The following is a 19,315-nucleotide window of genomic DNA, read 5'->3' as shown; positions in this document are numbered from 1 at the left end:
ATAATATATATATTATAGCAAGCAAAGTTCACTAATAATTTTTAAATTAAACACCAATATTAAGTTAAATAAATTTAAAATGGTAGTAGCTAAATATGAGGGGGGAGAATTATGATAATCGAGGGTAAAGTTTTAATTGCACAAGGAGGAGGACCAACTGCTGTTATTAATCAATCACTAGTTGGTGCGGTACTCGAGGCAAGAAAATTTGCGCAGGTGACAAAAGTGTATGGTGCTATAAATGGAGTGAATGGTATAGTTAATGAAAATTTTCATGATCTTAGTCGCGAGACAACTCATAATTTAGAACAGGTTGCTATGACTCCGTCATCTGCACTTTTATCTACACGAGATAAGCCAGATGAACAATATTGTAAGGAAATATTTAGAGTCCTTAAAGCTCATGAAATAAGATATTTCTTTTATATTGGAGGAAATGACTCGTCAGATGCAGTTAGAATAGTAAACCAGCAAGCTATAATTTCAAATTATGAACTTCGTGCAATTCATATACCAAAAACTATAGATAATGATCTTATGATTAATGATCATACTCCTGGATATGGATCTGCAGCTAAATATATTACCAATGCATTTATTGGAGCTAATCTTGATAATAGAGCGTTACCAGGAATTTATATAGGAGTAGTAATGGGACGTCATGCAGGTTTTTTAACGGCTGCTGCGGCACTTGCAAAAAAATATGAAGATGATGGTCCGCATTTAATATATGTACCTGAAAGAGTTTTTAAGATAGAACAATTTCTAATTGATGTAAAAAACGTTTATGATAAATATGGACGATGTGTAATAGCTGTTTCAGAAGGGATTCAAGATGAAAAAGGGGTACCAATAATTGCAAGTCTTATGGATAGAGTAGAAAAAGATGCTCATGGAAATATACAGCTTTCAGGAACGGGAGCATTAGGTGATCTTTTAGGTAAGTACATTAAAAATCATCTGAATATTAAAAGAGTTAGATCTGATACATTCGGATATCCTCAAAGATGTTTTATGGGATGTGTCTCAGATGTAGATAGAAATGAAGCTCGCGAAGTAGGAGAAAAAGCTGCACAGTATGCACTTTGGGATAATGTTGGTGGTTCAATTACTATTCATAGAACTGGTCATTATTCAGTAGATTATAGACTTACACCACTTGAGCTTGTAGCAGGCAAGACAAAGGTAATGCCAGATGAGTTTATTAATAGTGCATGTAATAATGTAACTGAAGCATTTATAAATTATGCTAGGCCACTATTAGGATCAGAAATGCATTATGCACACAGACTTCGCGCATCTAAAGTACCAAAAATTCTAAATAAAAATGAGTAAGGTATATAATCTATTCTATTCGAATATTCCAGAATTAAAGGAAGAAATGCTTTATCCAAAATATTGGATGAAATCTGATAATATGACGTGTGCTATTATGAGCAAACAGGATATTGAAATATACAATAGTAGTAATGTAATAGCGAATGGACCAATAGTGGAATTAGAAAATCACAAAGAATGTTTTAGTAGACAAGAACTAATAAATAAGTTAAACACCGTTAGTGTTTTACCAAAATATGAAATGTTCAATGAGGATGAGTTGTTATTAGATCCTAAATATTATAAAGAGTTAGTGGATAATTGTAACATTTGCGGAATAAAAAATATTAACAGTATTACATATGGGATTACTGTTAGAAAGACTATGATGAGAACATTTCCGACCTATGATAGGGTATTTAAAAATGGTGATAATTATGAGTTTGACAGATTTCAAGAGACTGCTGTCTATCCAGTTGAAGCCCTTGTCATTTTGTTTGAAAGTAAGGATTCCAAATGGTATCTAGCTCAGATGTACAATTATTTAGCATGGATACCTAAAAAAGATGTAGCCATAGCTAAAAAAGAAGAACTTTTCAATTATCTTAATACAAAAAATTTCATAGTAACTATAGGGAAAAGAGTATTTACAGGTTATAATCCATTAAATAATCAATTATCTGAAGTCAAACTTGATATGGGTATTAGAATACCACTTGCTAATATTAATGAGGTAAAAGTAGATGTTTATGGTCAAAATGCTACAGGTAATTACGTAGTTAAACTTCCGACAAGAAGTAATAGTGGTAAAGTAAAATTTAAATTAGCATTAATTGCAAGAAACGAAGAGTTATCAGTAGGGTATTTACCATATACTAGAGAAAATATTCTAGTTAATGCTTTTAAATTTTTAGGTGAAAGATACGGATGGGGAGGTATGTTTAACTCAAGAGATTGTACAAGTTTTATAATGGATATATATAGAAGTATGAATATAAAACTACCTAGGAATGCAGAGCAACAAGGTAAACTCGCAGTGGGTAATTTTTATGAAATGAAGGAAAGTATGACAGTAGGGGAGCGAAAAAAGATACTTGATAAATTGAGACCCGGAGCCTCAGTATATATGGATGGACATGGAATGTTATATCTAGGTGCCGAAAATGGGAAGCATTATATTATTCATGATTTCTCAGGCTTTTATAAAGAGGGTAGTGGTGGAAGTCTAAAATATTATAAAGTGCGTGAGGTAATGGTTTCACCACTATGCATTGGATTATCAGTGGATGGTAAAACCTACATTGAAGGATTATATGGAGCTAGAGACTTTGTTATCAAAGACTAACTCTAAATAATCTACTTATAATACAAATTAATATCTAAAATTTTGGTCTTGGGAGTATACTTTCTTTAATTTTACTTAAGGCATAATCTAGCGCAGAATCTAAATTATTATTATTTTTTCCACCACCTTGCGCAGAAAATTCGCTTCCACCGCCATTGCCATCTATAAGAGTTATTGCATCTTTTAAAAGAGAATCCATTCCTATAATTTTTAAATCTTTTGAACACATAAACAGGAGGTTTGCTTTATCTTTAAGTTTTATTCCAAATAAAACTATAACCTTTGATGAGGATACTAATTTTGTTGCTAACATGGTAGCATATTTAGGGTCCATTTTATCATAAATGTATTTAAGTATCCTAACATCATCTATTTTTTCAGCTTCTTTTATCATGTTTTGAACTTCATATGTAGCAACCTCTGCCTTTAATGCACTCTTTTCTGTAAGAGCCTTATTAAGTTCACTAGAAAGCTGTTCTACTTTTGATATAAGTGTATTATTATTGCAGGATAAGAGCTTAGATATTTTTTCGATGGCTTCAAATTTTAAAACATAATCAGAAACCGCTCTTTGTCCACATATAAATTTAATTTTTATCCCACTTTTATATTTTTTAAAATTTATAACTTTAATTAGTTGAACTTCAATAGTGGAATCTGGATATAAATCTTGCGATAGAAAAACATCAATATCACCAATTTTGATAATCCTAATTTTTTCACCAGATCTTACTGAAATCTTTTTTATTGATAATTTTTTTAGTTCTGAGTTTGTTAAATACAGAGCTTCTACTTTAATGTTTTCATTAACTATATCGTTAGCCTTTTTCTCGCAATCTCTAATTTCCTCGGCACCAATGCCTTTAGCAAGATCAATAGTTGAAGAAGTTAAACCAAGGTGAAAACCAATAGTAGTTATATTAAATAAATCAGAAATACAGGAGGACAGTATATGTTGACCTAAATGTTGCTGCATATAATCATATCGAAAATCAAAGATTATAATACACTTGACCTTATGAATTTTCAAAGGCTTAACTTCTAATATATGATATATTCTATTGTTTTCTTCGTATACGCTTATAACTAAAGATCCATTTATATGTCCCGTATCGCTTGGCTGGTTAACACCCTTTGGATAAAAATACGTTCTATTTAATTCAACATGATATTTGTTTTCTTTTTCAATTACATCTATTATTTCAGCTGTGAATTCTGTTTTATATTGATCTTCATAGTACAACTTTTCCAAACTTAAACATCTCCTTTTATCATTTATATAACACAGCTATGATAATATAAAATACAAATAAGATTCACTTTGCATTTTATATTTTTAGGCACTTTAATCTATATTGTAACATAAAAAGATTATGGTATACAAAATAACAAACAGGATATTTAAATCTTAATATTTATTATATGTATATAGAAACATAAATTAAGAAATACTATATTTAAAGTTAATAAATGGATTGTATTATTAAACTAGAGTAAATTTTAATAACTTATAAAAAATATAATTGGTTAGGTGGTATACGATGAATTTGCAATATGTACAAGGGGAACCTATATTCACAAAAACAAACAAAGTACCAAAACAGTATGATTATTTAACAGAAAATATAAAAACTGATGTGATAATAGTAGGAGGTGGAGTTACAGGAAGTATTTTAGGATATTACTTTTCAAAAGCCAATATTAAAAGTGTTATACTCGAGAAAAATAGAATAGGATATTGTAGTACAGGACTGACAACATCATTACTTCAGTATGAATTAGATGATAAGTTGAATGATTTAATGGAAGCTACAACTAAAACAGATGTAATAAGGTCCTATAAAATGGGAATAAAAGCTTTAAATGAGATCGATAATATTATGAATGAATATGGAAATAAATGTGATTATTCCAAAAGAGATACATTATTATATACCTCTAAGAAATTAGAAATTAATGAGATTTATGAAGAATATAGAATTAGAAAAGAGAATGGATTTGATGTAGAATTTATTGATGATACTAATAATCCTTTTGGCTTTGATTTAAAAGCTGGAGTATACTCTAACAATGGTGGAGCACAATTTGATCCATATAAGTATACTCATGAGCTTATAGATATAAGCATCAAAAAAGGAGCTAGAGTTTATGAGAACACAGAGGTTACATCTGTGAATTACGAGAATAGTGGGGTTCTCGTTGATACTACTTTTGGTTATAAAGTAAGGGGGAAAATAGTTATAGTAGCTACTGGGTATAATACAGGATTATTTAGCAAAAGAAACTTTGGAACTAAAACTACTACTTTTAATTTGGCAACAAAACCTGTTAGTGACTTTTCAGGTTGGTACAAAAGGGCACTTATTCGTGATAATAATTTACCCTATAATTATTATAGAACTACTGAGGATAATAGAATAATTATAGGTGGGGAAGATATAAGTTTTGTACCAGATATATTTAATGAAAAGGCTGCAAAAGAAAAATATGATTTATTAGAGCAAAGGTTAAAATTTATGTTTAAGGACATTAAAAATATAGAAGTAGAATATAAATATTGTGGTGCGTTTGCATCCACAAAAGATAATTTGGGATTTTTAGGAGAAGATCCAGATAATAATAAGTTGTGGTATTGCTTAGGGTATGGAGCTAATGGAATCCTGTTTTCAATGCTAGGTGGAATGATGCTTAGCAAACTATATTTAGGAACACGTAGTGAAGATTTAAGACTATTTAAAGTTGATAGATTTGACAAATAAAGTTTGCAAGTTCACATTTTTGTGGGCTTGTTTTTTATTGTGCAAGTAAAATATTAGACACTTAATAATAAATAGTAGTTTTAATTAATTTTATTTAATAATATTTTAAATATAAAGTATAATTTTGGCTATAGAGCATAAATTTAAAGTAGTTTTTAATATTAATAATTTACAATTAAGTGTATCACAAAAATAGAAGTAAGGGGTGTGGGGGCTATTATGAATCTTGAAAAATCTTGTGGGGCTGTGATTTATAGAAGAATTGGTGAGAATTTAGAGTTTTTAAGCATTAGTGATAAAAATGATGGTCATTGGGGTTTCCCAAAGGGTCATGTTGAAATAAATGAAAGTGAAGAAGAAACAGCAATAAGAGAAATTTTTGAAGAAACCGGGTTAAAGGTTAATCTAATAAACGGATTTAGGGTATCGGTAGAATATTCAATAAAACAAGGAACTATGAAAGAGGTTATATTCTTTTTAGCTAATGTGGAAAATCAGGTTGTTCATATTCAATTAGAGGAATTAAATGATTTTAAGTGGGCAAGCTTCCAGTTTGCAAAACAATTATTAAGCTATAAAAGCAGCAAGGATGTTTTGGAACAAGCATGGAAATTTATTGCTAAGTCGAAATAAGTGTTCAATTATCAGTGGCTAATTTAAAAGAAATCACAGTGCGAAAATACCATTTTAAAGTATATAAATGAAAAACGTATACTTTATAATGGTATTTCTTAAATTTTCAAAGTTTTTTTTATTATTTATCATGTTAAGAGACTATAGTTGCATATAATTACTAATATAAAAAAATAGTAATTTAGGAGGTATTGAATGGATTTTAAAAATATAATACAAAAGGATAGAGAGGGAAAAGCAAAAAGTAAATTTAATGGAACTTTTTTAGAATATTTAGATATAATCAAAACAGATCCTGATAAGGCTAAGTTATCTCATAAGAGAATGTATGACATGATAATAAAAGGAGGCTTTGAAATTCTAAGGCCTGAAGAAAACCCTAGAATAAGAAAAATATATGGTAATGATATTATAAAGAGATATGAATTTTTCAAAAATGATTTTTTTGGAATAGATAAGGTACTTATGAAACTTGTAAGTTACTTTTATTCTGCATCGATGAAGGGAGAAGAATCAAGGCAGGTATTGTATTTAGCAGGACCTGTAGGAGCCGGTAAGTCATCAATTGTAGAAGCTCTAAAGAAAGCTTTTGAAAATACAGAACCTGTATATGTTTTAGATGGATGCCCTATGAATGAAGAACCATTGCATTTGGTACCAAAGCATCTACGGGACGACTTTGAGGAAATGCTTGGAGTAAAAATAGAAGGGGATCTTTGCCCATCATGTAAGCATAGGTTAATTCATGAATATGGTGGAAAATATGAAGATTTTCCAGTTACTACAACTTCATTTTCAATAAGATCAAGAAAAGGTATAGGTGTTGTTCCACCAGTAGATCCTAACAATCAAGATACTTCAATTTTAACAGGGTCCGTTGATATATCTAAAATGGATATGTATTCAGAAGATGACCCAAGGGTATTTTCTCTTAATGGTGCATTTAATGTTGGAAATCGTGGACTAGTAGAATTTATAGAAGTATTTAAAAATGATGTAGAGTATCTTCATACTATAATAACTGCAACTCAAGAAAAATCAATACCATCCCCAGGCAAGGGGTCTATGATTTATTTTGATGGTATAATTATTGCCCATTCTAATGAAGCAGAGTGGAATAGATTTAAGTCCGATCATACAAATGAAGCTATTTTAGATAGAATTGTAAAGGTTGAGGTTCCTTATTGCCTTGAGCTAAATGAAGAAATTAAGATTTATGATAAGATACTTAAAAAGAGTAATTTTAAGCCTCACATAGCACCACACACAATCGAAACGGCTGCGATGTTTGCATTGCTTTCAAGGTTTACACCATCAAATAAGGTAGATCCTATAACAAAGCTGAAAATTTATAATGGCGAAGAAATAGTAGAAAATGGAACTACTAAGAAAATAGATATTAGTGAATTAAGGGAAGAAGCAGGACTTGACGAAGGTATGCATGGAATTTCAACAAGATTTATAGTAAAAGCAATAGATAACGCTATCTCGGATTCAGAATCAGATTGTATTAATCCACTAAGTATTATGGAAAGTATAATTAAATCCGTTAGGGAAATGGACATAGCTGAAGATGAAAAGAAGAGGTATATGGGTTTTGTTCAAGATAATATTAGAAAGGAATACAACAAAATATTGGAGAAAGAAGTAACTAAGGCTTTTATACACAGTTATAAGGAACAAGCAGAAAGTTTATTTGACAACTATATAGATAATGCAGAAGCCTTTGTGAATAAAGCAAAATTAAAAGACAAAGCTACTGGTGAGGAACTTCAAGCAGATGAGCCATTTATGAGGTCTATTGAGGAACAAATCGGAATATCTGAAAGCTCTTCAAAGGGATTCAGAAGTGATGTAACTTCATACATGTTTTACGTGGTTAGAAATGGTGGAAAAATTAAATATGATTCTTATGAGCCATTAAAGGAAGCAATTGAAAAGAAATTAACAAGCTCAGTAAAAGAACTATCAAGAATTATAACTAGATCTAGGGTTCGCGATAAAGATCAAGATGAAAAATATAACGTGATGGTTGAGCAAATGAAGGCAAATGGATATTGTGATCATTGTTGTGATGTAATACTGAAATATGCAGCCAATAATTTATGGAAGGACTAGAGTCATGGCAATATTTAGGGACTATAACGTAACTCCCATAGAGCATGATAGAGCTTCAGAGGATAGGAGAAGGCATAACCAGCTTGTTGAGAAATCTATTAAAGAAAACCTGGGAGATATATTGTCAGAAGAAAGCATTATAGGTCAAAGTAAGGATAAAAAAATTAAGATACCAATAAAAGGGTTAAAAGAATATGAATTTATTTTCGGTAAGAATAAGGGCGGAGTAGGAAGCGGTGATGGCAGCGAAAAAAGAGATCAAGTTATAGGTAAAGAAAAGGCTGAAGGCGAAGGAAAAGGTGGAACTAAAGCAGGAGATAAGGAAGGGGAAGATATCTACGAAACTGAGATAACACTCGAGGATGCATTAAATTACCTATTAGAAGATTTAGAACTTCCCGATATGGATAAGAAGAAATTTTCTGAAGTTTTAACTGAGAATGGTATTAAAAGGGCCGGATATCAAAAACATGGCATTAATCCACGACTTGCAAAAAAAAGAACAGTTGCGGAGAAAATTAAAAGGCAACAAGCGAAAAACAAAGCTTTAATAGAACAAGCGGATCTTAATGAAATTAAGAAAATAGAAAAAAATGAAAAATTGCCATTTAAAAATGAAGATTTAAGATATCATAGAGTAAAGAAAGTATTAAAGAGAGAATCAAACGCAGTTATTTTATGTGTAATGGATGTATCGGGATCAATGGACACTACAAAAAAGTATTTAGCACGTTCCTTCTTCTTTGTACTATCTCAATTTATCCAATCAAAATATTCAAATGTAGAGGTTAGCTTTATTGCACATACAACCGTTGCCCAGGAGGTAAATGAAGTTGATTTTTTTCACAAAGTTGAATCAGGTGGTACGTATATATCTAGTGGATTAAATAAAGCTTTAGAAATCATTGATAAAAGATATAATCCTGACAATTGGAATGTGTATGTTTTTTACGTAAGTGATGGAGACAATTGGTCAGAAGACAATGACAAAGCCATAAAGGCTGCGAAAAACATATGCGAGGTAAGTAATTTATTTGGTTATGCTGAGCTTATGAAAAGTTACTATTCTTCTTCTATGAAAGATGTTTTTTCTAAGGGTGTACTTAATGAAAATTTTCTTTCAGTTGAGATAAAGCAAAAACAAGATTTGTGGAAAGCTCTTAAATATATGCTACAAAAAGATGGAGAGAGGTGATATTGTTTTGGGGTTTACCGTAAAAGAGTTGGAGAATTGGAATGAAAGAATAGAAGCTATAGTAAATGAAGTAGGACTTAATTACTACCCTCAAGAATTTGAGATAATTGGATATAAAGATATGCTTGCTTATGAATCGTATCTGGGGATGCCTTCAAGTTATCCCCACTGGAGCTTTGGTAAATCTTATGAAAAAAATAGCACAACATATAAATACAATCTAAGCGGGTTACCATATGAGATGGTTATAAATTCTGATCCTTGTTTAGCATATTTAATGAAGGAAAATACATTGCTATTGCAAATATTAACTATAGCTCATGTTTATGGACACAACGATTTTTTTAAAAACAATAGACTTTTTAAGGAAGGGACTAGAGCTGAGCATACTGTAGAAATGTTTAAATTCCATGCAGATACGGTAAGAGGTTTTATAAATGATCCAAGTATAGGATACGTTAAGGTAGAAAGAATATTAGATGCAGCCCATGCAATAAAACTTCAAACATCTAGGGTTGTTGGAGAAAAAAGAGTACCAGGTGAGGTTTTAAAACAAAGAATTTTAGAGCATTATAGAAACAATAATGAGGTCCATAGCAATTTGGAACCATACGTAAAACTTCATTTTCCAGAAATAAATAAAATACCTTTAGAGCCAGAAGATGATATTCTATATTTTATTATAAAATATGGAGATATTGAGGAATGGGAAAAAAGTCTACTAGAAATTGTAAGACAAGAAACCTCGTACTTTTTGCCTCAAATTGAAACTAAAATAATGAATGAAGGTTGGGCTAGCTTTTGGCATTATAATATATTAAAGAAATTGAATTTACCAGATGAATTATATTTGGAATTCATTAAACGTCATAATGATGTCATAGCTCCAGGGCAAGGATCTATAAACCCATATTTCATAGGTTTTAAGATATTTGAAGATATATTAAAAAGATATGGAAAAAATAAAATATTTGAAGTTAGAGAAATAGAGCGAGATGAATCATTTTTAAGAAAGTATTTAACACAGGATTTATGTGAGGAACTTAATTTATTTGAATATGCTGCAAAAGATGGAAACTATGTAGTCAAAGAAGTTGCAGATGATAATGGTTTTAAAAGTATTAGAAATACTTTAGCTAGTAATTGTGGGGTAGGTAGTATCCCACTTATACGGATAACAGAAATGTCGCAAAAGGACAAAACATTAAATTTAGAGCATGTTTATGATGGGAGAGAATTAAATACTGCTTATGCAGAAGCTACATTAAAGTATATACATGAGTTATGGGGTCATACTGTAACCTTAAAAACAACACGAATTGGAAATCAGATTAGACTTATATGTGATGATGACAAGGTAGTAGTAAAAATAGTATAGATAGAACTATAGACCGCACTGAAAGAATGCACCGTACTGAAGTACGAACCGTACTGTAAGAGGTACGGTTTTTTTGTTATACAATATATATTATACCCTAATAAGGTTACAGAAACTTTCATTATATATAATTGATTATTATTGGTGATTGGCTTATCATATATGTTAGAGTATTAAAATTACAGATATGTGTAAATTCAAAGGAAAGGTGTTAAGATTAAGAAAATTTTATAGTTTAAGGAGAAAGTTTATGAAAAATAAAAAAATCCTATTAGCTAATATATTATTATTAGTGGCTTTACTGTTATTTGTTTTAGCACCTTCTATAGCAAATATATTTTTTAAACTAAAGGGGTCAATTAGTGGAAATATATCGCTACTACTCTCAGGAGGAACTAGTGTTGTAGCACTTGGAGGAATGGCTTTATTATATTGCAAAATCATTAAAAAACCTTTTAATAAGGTAATGGTAATAAAGAAAATATCTGTAAGGCAGGTTTATTTAACTGTATCAGTGGCAGTTGGTACTTATATTTTTGCAGTGGGGGTTAATTCTGTAAGCATGAAGTTATTTCCTGTTGCAATTAAAGATAGCATGCAAATATCTAAATTGCTAAATACTAGCTCATTATTATTAGGAGTGCTGGTAGTAGTTTTACTCCCAGCATTTTTTGAAGAAATGTTCTTCCGGGGAGTTTTTTTAGACGCATATGAAGGTGTAAATAAAAAAATGAAATATTTCATAATAACTTGTATATTCGCTACGTTTCATGGTAATGTGATGCAAATTGTTTATGTAATGTTTTTGGGATTCGTTCTTTTAAAGGTAAGGGAATATACAGGTTCAATAGTTGGGAGTATGACGCTTCACGCAGCCAATAATGCAATCTCTTTTACAATAAGTAAGATTGCAATGAATTACGCAAATATTATAGGAAATGGGAGCCAAAATGCTGTGATGGACCAAGCACAAGTAGCGGCGACAAAAGCAGCACTTAATGCTAGTTTTCTTGTGGTTTTATTGAGAGCTTCAATATTCTTTTTAATTGGAGGAGCAATATTATATATAAACCTAAGAAGTCTAAAGGAATGTAAAGATGAAAATGCTTTAATAGAATCACTTAGTAAAGAAACTTTACCAAGAAATAATGGTAAAAAAATAATGCAGTATACCCCATTAGCTATGTACTTTATAGCTATCACCATACTAGTCATATCAAGATATTAAGATATACTATTTGTAGAGAGGAATAATACATTTTAATAATAACTAAAAATAAAGCTTAATGATATTATAAGGAGAGTTATATGAAATATATAGATTTACCTAAAATTGAATTGCATTGCCATTTGGATGGTAGCTTAAGACCGGAAACGATAATTGATATAGCAAAAGACGAGAAGATAAGTATTCCTTATTATGATATTAAAAATATTACAAAAGAAGTTACTGCTCCAGAGGAATGTAAATCACTTGATGAATACTTAAAGAGGTTTGAAATACCAAATTTAGTAATGCAATCAAAGGAGAGTTTAAGGAGAATTACATATGAACTTCTTGAGGATTCTGCAAAAGAAAATGTTAAATACATTGAGGTTAGATTTGCACCATTACTTCATATAACAAAGGGGTTAAGTATTTGTGAAGTAATAGAGAGTGTAATAACAGGAATTAAGGACGCAGAAGAAACGTTTGATATAAGAGGCAATATAGTACTCTGTTGCATGAGATTTATGTCTGCAAATAAAGCATTTGAGGTCGTAGAAGCCGGCAAAGAATATTTATCAAAAGGTGTAGTTGCAGTAGATTTATGTGGTGCTGAAGGAGAAGGATTTTGTAGTAAGTTTATAGAACCTATAGCACTTGCTAGAGAATATGGGTATAGAGTAACTATTCATGCAGGCGAAACAGGAATAGGCAAAAATGTGCTGGAAGCAGTAGAACTTTTGGGAGCAGAAAGAATTGGCCATGGAGTATTTATAAAAGATTGTGTTGAAGCATATGACATAGTAAAGGAGAAAAAAATCACTCTTGAAATGTGTTTAACAAGTAACATTCAGACAAAAGCAATAGATGCTTTTGAAAACCATCCATTTTACAATTTTTATAATGATGGAATAGAGGTAACAATTAATACTGACAATAGGACTGTATCAGATACAAATATGACTAAGGAATGTGAAATCTTATTTAAAATTTTTGGAATTACTTTTGAAGAATATAAACAAATATATTACAATAGTGTTGATGCAGCTTTTACTGATTTTGAAACAAAGCAATGGTTAAGAAAATATATTTAGTTGATGATTACAATATAAGTTAATAAGCACTGAAGTTTTATTGATATATTAATAAAATTATAAAAACAATTAACTATATGGGGGTAATAAAATGTCATATATGCTTAAATATTTAGAAAACAGCAAGTTGAAATTAAAAAATAGGCTCGTTATGCCACCGATGGCTACGTCGAAATCAGAAAAAGATGGAAAGGTTAGTAAAGAGATATTAGATTACTATGATGAAAAGTCTATGGGTGGATATATTTCACTTATTATTGTAGAACATAGTTTTATTACAGTTCAAGGAAAGGCTAATGAAAGGCAGCTTTCTGTTGCAGATGATAGTATGGTGGAAGGTTTAACAAAACTTGCAAAAACAATTCATAAAAATGGATCTAAAGCAATAATGCAAATGAATCATGCTGGAAGTGCAGCAAGTAAAGAAGTTACAGGGTTAGATATAGTAGGTCCATCATCTATTGCTAATCCGTGTTCAAGTGAGGTACCAGAGAAACTTACAATAAAGGAAATCAAAAATATAATATTAGAATTTAAAAATGCTGCAAGACGTGTTAAAGAAGGTGGATTTGATGGTGTAGAAATTCATTCTGCACATGGGTATCTTTTAAATCAATTTTTTTCTCCTTTAACTAACAAAAGAACAGATGAATATGGTGGGGATTTACTTTCCAGAATTAAAATACACTTAGATATTATTAAAGCTGTACGTGACGTTGTTGGAGATGATTTTCCAATACTTCTTAGGTTAGGTGCAACAGACAATATGGAGGGTGGAATCACAATTGAGGATAGCAAAATTGCATCAGTAGCTTTTGAGAAAGCTGGTGTAGATCTTCTTGATATTTCGGGCGGTTTTTGTAGATTTATTATTCCGGGGAACACTAGTCAAGGGTATTTTTCACCTCTATCTGAGGCTATTAAAAAAGTTGTGTCTATTCCAGTTTTGCTTACAGGTGGAATTACGAAGGTTTCTGCTGCTGAAAAACTTCTAAGTGATGGAAAAGCTGATCTTATTGGTGTTGCTAGGGCAATATATAAGGACTCAAAGTGGGCTGAAAAAGCTATTAAGAGTTTAGAATAAATTTGTAAATAAAAAAACATAAGGGTAATAAACCACCAACTTTTTATAAATTGGTGGTTTATTTAGAATAATTTATCAAATGATAGATAAATTGCGTTTATTTTATCTAAATTATGGTATACTGTAAGGTGAATAGAAATCGTATATGGACAAAAAAATAAAAAGGAACTTCTATTTTGTATGTTTCCTGGCTACCTACGAAGGAAGGAAAAGAAAGATGATAATGCTTCAAAAAATATATAAACTTTGCGAATGCTTTGAAAAGCAAGATAGAAAAGCAGGTATAATGAAACTAATAAACAAAGGCTACAGTGAAAGTACCGCAACAAAATATTATAACATTTGGCGAAGGCATTATATGGATTCGAATAGTAAAGATTTAATGCTTTCGGGTATTTATGTAGAAACTCGTAAAGCACGAAAACTTTTGGAAGAGTGTTCATTTTTGGAACGGCAAAAGTATTTAGAGGCTTTAAGTAAAGAGCAACTTGTTAAAATAGCACAAGCAGTACTAAAGTAGCACAATAAATGATACTTTAATGCATGGCAGAAAGTTTACTTATAATAAATTTGTAAACATTACTGAAAACTGAGAACACTAAAAAATATGATCACTTTGGTGACTTGAATCTAAGTTGCTATGGTGATTAATTTATATATTAAAGGAGGGTTATTATATGAATGTAGAAAAATTAACAGTAAAGGTTCAACAATCACTAAACGAGGCACAATTATTGGCTGTAAAAAATAATCATCAACAGGTAGATACAATACATTTGTTTGCAGCGCTAATAGCTCAGGAGGAAGGGCTTATTCCCAACATATTTAGTAAAATGGGGGTTAATATAACTCAGCTAAACACAGAAATTAAAAAAGTAATTGATAATATGCCAAAAGTATCAGGAAGTGGTGTAGACAATGGATCTGTTTATGCAACAAGAAGGCTTGATGAGGTTTTTGTTAAAGCAGAAAATGAAGCTAAAAAATTTAAAGATTCATTTATAAGTGTTGAACATGTTATGCTTGGGCTTATGGATGTAAAAACTAATGAGATAGTAGATATATTAAAAAAATTCAATATAACTAAAGATGCATTTTTAAGTGTGCTTTCTACTGTTCGTGGGAATCAGAGAGTAGATAATGCCGATCCAGAAGGTACTTACGAGGCACTGGTAAAATATGGCTCAAATCTTGTTGAACAAGCTAAAAAGCATAAATTAGATCCAGTAATTGGACGAGATGAAGAGATTAGAAGAGTTATAAGAATACTATCTAGAAGAACTAAAAACAATCCAGTACTTATAGGAGAACCTGGGGTAGGTAAAACCGCTATAGTTGAAGGACTTGCACAAAGAATTGTAAAGGGAGATGTACCAGAAGGACTTAAGAATAAGATAATATTTTCTTTAGATATGGGAGCTCTTATTGCTGGTGCTAAATTTAAGGGTGAGTTTGAAGAAAGACTTAAAGCAGTTCTTAAAGAAGTAGAAAATAGTGAAGGAAAAATAATTTTATTTATAGATGAAATCCATAATATTGTTGGGGCAGGTAAATCAGAGGGTTCTATGGATGCTGGTAACATGATAAAACCACTTCTTGCAAGAGGAAGTTTACATTGTATTGGCGCAACTACTTTTGATGAATATAGAAAATATTTAGAAAAAGATAAAGCTCTAGAGAGAAGATTTCAGCCAGTAACAATTGATGAACCTACAGTGGAAGATACTGTGTCAATACTTAGAGGACTTAAAGAAAAATTTGAGGTTTACCATGGCATAAGAATCCATGACTCAGCAATTGTTGCAGCAGCAAAACTTTCTGATAGATATATAACATCAAGATTTCTTCCAGATAAAGCAATAGACCTTATAGATGAGGCATGTGCAATGATAAGGACTGATATAGATAGCATGCCAACTGAGATGGACATGCTTAAACGAAAGGTGTTTCAATTAGAAATTGAGAAGAAGGCATTATCTAAAGAAAATGATGATGCATCAAAGAAAAGGCTTATTACGCTTGAGAAAGAGTTAAGCAATTTAAAAGATAAAGATAATGAAATGACATCAAAATACGAGAAGGAAAAATCTAAAATAGTTGAAATTAGAGACTTAAAAGCAAAATTAGATATTTCAAGGGGCGACATTGAAAAATCTGAGAGAGAGTATGATTTAAACAAAGTAGCAGAGCTTAAATATGGAGTAATTCCAAAATTAGAAGCAAAAATAAAAGAAAAAGAAGGAGAAATCCATAAAAATAATGAAACATCTATGCTTAAGGAAGAGGTAACTGAAAAGGAAATAGCAGAGATAGTATCAAAGTGGACGGGTATACCTGTAACAAACCTTGAAGAGGGTGAAAGGAAAAAACTTCTAAGATTAGAAGATGAGTTATCTAAGCGAGTAATTGGCCAAAAAGAAGCAGTAACTGCTGTTTCAAATGCGGTAATAAGAGCAAGAGCTGGCCTTAAAGATCCTAAGAGACCTATTGGTTCATTCATATTTCTTGGACCTACTGGGGTTGGTAAAACAGAACTTGCTAAAACTTTGGCTATGGTATTATTTGAAAGTAAAGATAATATAATAAGGATAGATATGTCAGAATACATGGAAAAATATTCTGTATCAAGACTTATAGGAGCTCCACCAGGTTATGTAGGTTATGAAGAGGGTGGACAACTTACTGAAGCTGTTAGGAGAAAACCTTATAGTGTAATATTATTTGATGAAATAGAAAAAGCACATGAGGATGTATTTAATATATTCCTTCAAATATTAGATGATGGACGTTTAACTGATAATCAGGGCAAGGTAGTCGATTTTAAAAACTGTATAATAATCATGACTTCAAATATTGGGAGCGATTATCTCTTAGAAAATAAAGAAAGTGGTGGCATTGAGAAGGGTATTCGTGATAAGGTTATGAGTGAGCTCAAGGCTAAATTTAAACCAGAATTTCTAAATAGGTTGGATGATATCATATTATTTAAACCTTTAGAAACAAAGGAAATAGAAGGAATAGTTGATATATTCCTTGCAGATATTCAAAATAGGCTTAAGGATAAGAATATAACTATTAAAGTATCAGATAGTGCAAAGCAACTTATGGCAAAGGAAGGTTATGATCCAGTTTATGGAGCAAGACCACTTAAGAGATATATTGAAAATGCGTTAGAAACATCTATATCAAAGATGATAATAAAAGGAGATATAAATGATGGCTCAATCGTAAATGTATCTGTTAAAGATAACCAAATTGTAATAGAATCAAACTAATATTAAAATTTATAACATTAAAGAGAAGGATGCCTATTGGCATCCTTTTTTGATATAATAAAAGTAAGGGGTGGGTGCTATGTTAAAGGTAATAGCTATAAATTCAAGCAATAGAAAAATGAATACTTATGATCTTATAACTCAAGTTAAAAAAATATTAAAAGGTAACAATATTGATGTAGAGATAATAAATCTATTTGATTATAATATAAAACCTTGTATTGGTTGTGAGCATTGTTTGGTTAAAGGGGGGTGTGTACTTACGGATCAAGTTTTTGATATTATGGAGAAAATAAAATTAAGTGATGGAATAATCTTAACTTCACCAGTTTATATGGAAAATATATCTGGGAAGTTAAAGACATTTGTGGATAGAACATGTAGATGGTTTCATCGACCAGAAATCTATGGCAAACCAGTTTTAGTTATATCTACAACAAAGGGATCTGGACTAAAATATACTCTAAACTATTTAGAAAAAGTAGTTATTCAATGGGGCGGTTTTAATGCAGGGAAAATAGGAAGAAGCATTAGAAACATCGATAATAAAATCTCGAAAAGTGATTGTGACAATTTTATTAACCATCTCAGTATGAAAAAAGAGAGCTATAAACCATCATTAAAAGCACTTATAAACTTTCAAGTCCAAAAAGTACTTGCATATAAATTGATAGGACTTGACAGTGAGTATTGGAAAGAAAAAGATTGGAATTCTAATGCATATTATTTTAAATGCAAAATAAATATTTTTAAAAGTTTAATAGCAACAGGCTTTGGTAAATTTCTAAATAAAATTATAAATAAATGATAAAAAGTTTATGGGACATTGTGTTTGTAGAAATAACTGTATATTATCAAATAATAGAATATCGTTTTATAATATCTTCTATTAAGTTAACATGTTTTTGTTCTTCTTTAACAATTTCAGACACAATCATATAATTTTTTGAGTTAATGTCTTCATGTGATTTAACAAATAGGCCTAAAATAATAAGAACTAATGCTAAATTTTCTTTTTCAAATATTAGTGCAAATTTGAAAAGTTCTCTTACATTTTTTATGCTATTTCTTGTTTTGATTTTTGAAAATTCATAAATTAATCCAACTGCCCTATCATAAGTGGCAAGTTCAACTTCAATGTTATCATATGTAGTAGAATTTTTTTTGAATTCTTCATATATGATAATATGTTTTTTTTCCTCATCTGAAAGAATTTTAGCCATAATTTGTAGCTTTTTTTCAATGTTAACACTCTCAGATATTATTAAGTATAAATTAGATCCTTCTTCCTCAATTTTAATCAATTTATCAATTAAGTTATCAATAGTATACATTACAATTCTCCTTTCATTCCAAGCAAACATAATTTTTCCTTTCAAATTATACAACTCAAATAATTTTTAACTTATAGATTTACTAACTTGAATTTTTTTGCCATACCGAATTATTCTACAATTGTTTATTAAATTATAGTTTGTATTATATATATCACAAATTATATTATATATAACTACTTAATGTATATTATAGACACAGAAATAACATAATTCAAGAAGTTTTACTGAAAATTTACAATTGCTATAACCTCACATTGTAAACTAAAAATATATTACGGTTTACAACTCTGGATTATTGCTTTATTATGTAGTATATACAATCATGTGATAGTGTTAACTAACTTATGAAAAAACAATAATGGAAATATTAGGATTTAGAATGTGGGTTGAAAAGTGAAAATGTATCCTGAAGAAATTTAATGTTGCTTTATTTGTTGTTGAATTTCTAAAAGTTAAGAACTATTTTTTTCTATGAATAAAAAAAAGCAACACAAATACACCTGTTTAAACAGTTTCCTTTTTACAGAAAATTGACAGGTAAAACTAATTTTATTATATTAAATGTAGATTCTT

15 protein-coding genes are annotated in these 19,315 nt (G+C 30.2%); 13 read left to right on the top strand and 2 right to left on the bottom strand.

Annotation, left to right across the window (positions count from 1 at the left end; translation table 11 throughout):
- The first annotated feature begins 111 nt into the window (after positions 1-111).
- Together KPL38_RS06180 and KPL38_RS06175 are read left to right on the top strand one after the other, a co-directional pair.
- Positions 112-1,335: a 6-phosphofructokinase gene (locus tag KPL38_RS06180; RefSeq protein WP_216288276.1), complete on the top strand. Its 1,224-nt coding sequence runs from the start codon at positions 112-114 to the stop codon at positions 1,333-1,335.
- Entirely contained in the window at positions 1,328-2,662 is a 1,335-nt protein-coding gene (locus tag KPL38_RS06175) for an SH3 domain-containing protein (protein WP_216288273.1), read from the top strand. The genes KPL38_RS06180 and KPL38_RS06175 overlap by 8 nt, the downstream gene beginning before the upstream one ends.
- 34 nt (positions 2,663-2,696) lie before the next feature.
- Here KPL38_RS06175 and KPL38_RS06170 read toward each other — a convergent pair whose 3' ends face one another.
- Positions 2,697-3,914 (bottom strand): alanyl-tRNA editing protein, encoded by a 1,218-nt coding sequence (locus tag KPL38_RS06170; RefSeq protein WP_216288271.1) that lies wholly within the window; start codon positions 3,912-3,914, stop codon positions 2,697-2,699.
- 289 nt (positions 3,915-4,203) lie between these two features.
- Here KPL38_RS06170 and KPL38_RS06165 point away from each other — a divergent pair, with 289 nt between their 5' ends.
- The 11 genes from KPL38_RS06165 to KPL38_RS06115 all read left to right on the top strand — a co-directional run bounded on the left by KPL38_RS06165 (position 4,204) and on the right by KPL38_RS06115 (position 18,213).
- The gene (locus KPL38_RS06165; RefSeq protein WP_216288269.1) at positions 4,204-5,421 is read left to right on the top strand and encodes an NAD(P)/FAD-dependent oxidoreductase; all 1,218 of its coding nucleotides are present in this window, start codon (positions 4,204-4,206) and stop codon (positions 5,419-5,421) included.
- Positions 5,422-5,640: 219 nt separating this feature from the next.
- A complete protein-coding gene (locus tag KPL38_RS06160; RefSeq protein WP_216288267.1) occupies positions 5,641-6,054 on the top strand; it encodes a bis(5'-nucleosyl)-tetraphosphatase in 414 nt (137 codons plus the stop codon).
- A gap of 195 nt (positions 6,055-6,249) precedes the next feature.
- Positions 6,250-8,172 (top strand): PrkA family serine protein kinase, encoded by a 1,923-nt coding sequence (locus tag KPL38_RS06155; RefSeq protein WP_216288264.1) that lies wholly within the window; start codon positions 6,250-6,252, stop codon positions 8,170-8,172.
- Positions 8,173-8,176: 4 nt separating this feature from the next.
- On the top strand, positions 8,177-9,367 hold the full coding sequence (yhbH, locus tag KPL38_RS06150) for a sporulation protein YhbH (RefSeq protein ID WP_216288262.1): 1,191 nt from the start codon (positions 8,177-8,179) through the stop codon (positions 9,365-9,367).
- Between the two features lie 7 nt (positions 9,368-9,374).
- Positions 9,375-10,745 carry a SpoVR family protein gene (locus KPL38_RS06145; protein WP_216288260.1) on the top strand — a complete coding sequence of 457 codons (1,371 nt, stop codon included), beginning with the start codon at positions 9,375-9,377 and terminating at the stop codon, positions 10,743-10,745.
- A 250-nt stretch (positions 10,746-10,995) separates the two neighbouring features.
- Positions 10,996-11,973 carry a CPBP family intramembrane glutamic endopeptidase gene (locus KPL38_RS06140; protein ID WP_216288258.1) on the top strand — a complete coding sequence of 326 codons (978 nt, stop codon included), beginning with the start codon at positions 10,996-10,998 and terminating at the stop codon, positions 11,971-11,973.
- 80 nt (positions 11,974-12,053) lie between these two features.
- A complete protein-coding gene (gene add, locus KPL38_RS06135) occupies positions 12,054-13,046 on the top strand; it encodes an adenosine deaminase (RefSeq protein WP_216288256.1) in 993 nt (330 codons plus the stop codon).
- A 91-nt stretch (positions 13,047-13,137) separates the two neighbouring features.
- Complete coding sequence (locus KPL38_RS06130; RefSeq protein ID WP_216288254.1) at positions 13,138-14,130, top strand: NADH:flavin oxidoreductase; 993 nt, start codon at positions 13,138-13,140, stop codon at positions 14,128-14,130.
- Positions 14,131-14,275: 145 nt separating this feature from the next.
- Positions 14,276-14,650, top strand: a complete 375-nt coding sequence (locus KPL38_RS06125) for a hypothetical protein (RefSeq protein ID WP_216288248.1) — start codon at positions 14,276-14,278, stop codon at positions 14,648-14,650.
- A 157-nt stretch (positions 14,651-14,807) separates the two neighbouring features.
- Complete coding sequence (gene clpB, locus KPL38_RS06120) at positions 14,808-17,405, top strand: ATP-dependent chaperone ClpB (protein ID WP_216288246.1); 2,598 nt, start codon at positions 14,808-14,810, stop codon at positions 17,403-17,405.
- 79 nt (positions 17,406-17,484) lie between these two features.
- A complete protein-coding gene (locus tag KPL38_RS06115) occupies positions 17,485-18,213 on the top strand; it encodes a flavodoxin family protein (RefSeq protein WP_216288244.1) in 729 nt (242 codons plus the stop codon).
- Between the two features lie 46 nt (positions 18,214-18,259).
- Here the strand turns inward: KPL38_RS06115 and KPL38_RS06110 are convergent, their stop codons facing one another.
- The gene (locus tag KPL38_RS06110; RefSeq protein WP_216288242.1) at positions 18,260-18,784 is read right to left on the bottom strand and encodes a hypothetical protein; all 525 of its coding nucleotides are present in this window, start codon (positions 18,782-18,784) and stop codon (positions 18,260-18,262) included.
- Positions 18,785-19,315: the final 531 nt, after the last annotated feature.

Source organism: Clostridium psychrophilum (assembly GCF_018861705.1).
Taxonomy (GTDB): Bacteria; Bacillota; Clostridia; order Clostridiales; family Clostridiaceae; genus Clostridium_AD; species Clostridium_AD psychrophilum.
This window is presented reverse-complemented; position numbering and strand designations above follow the sequence as displayed.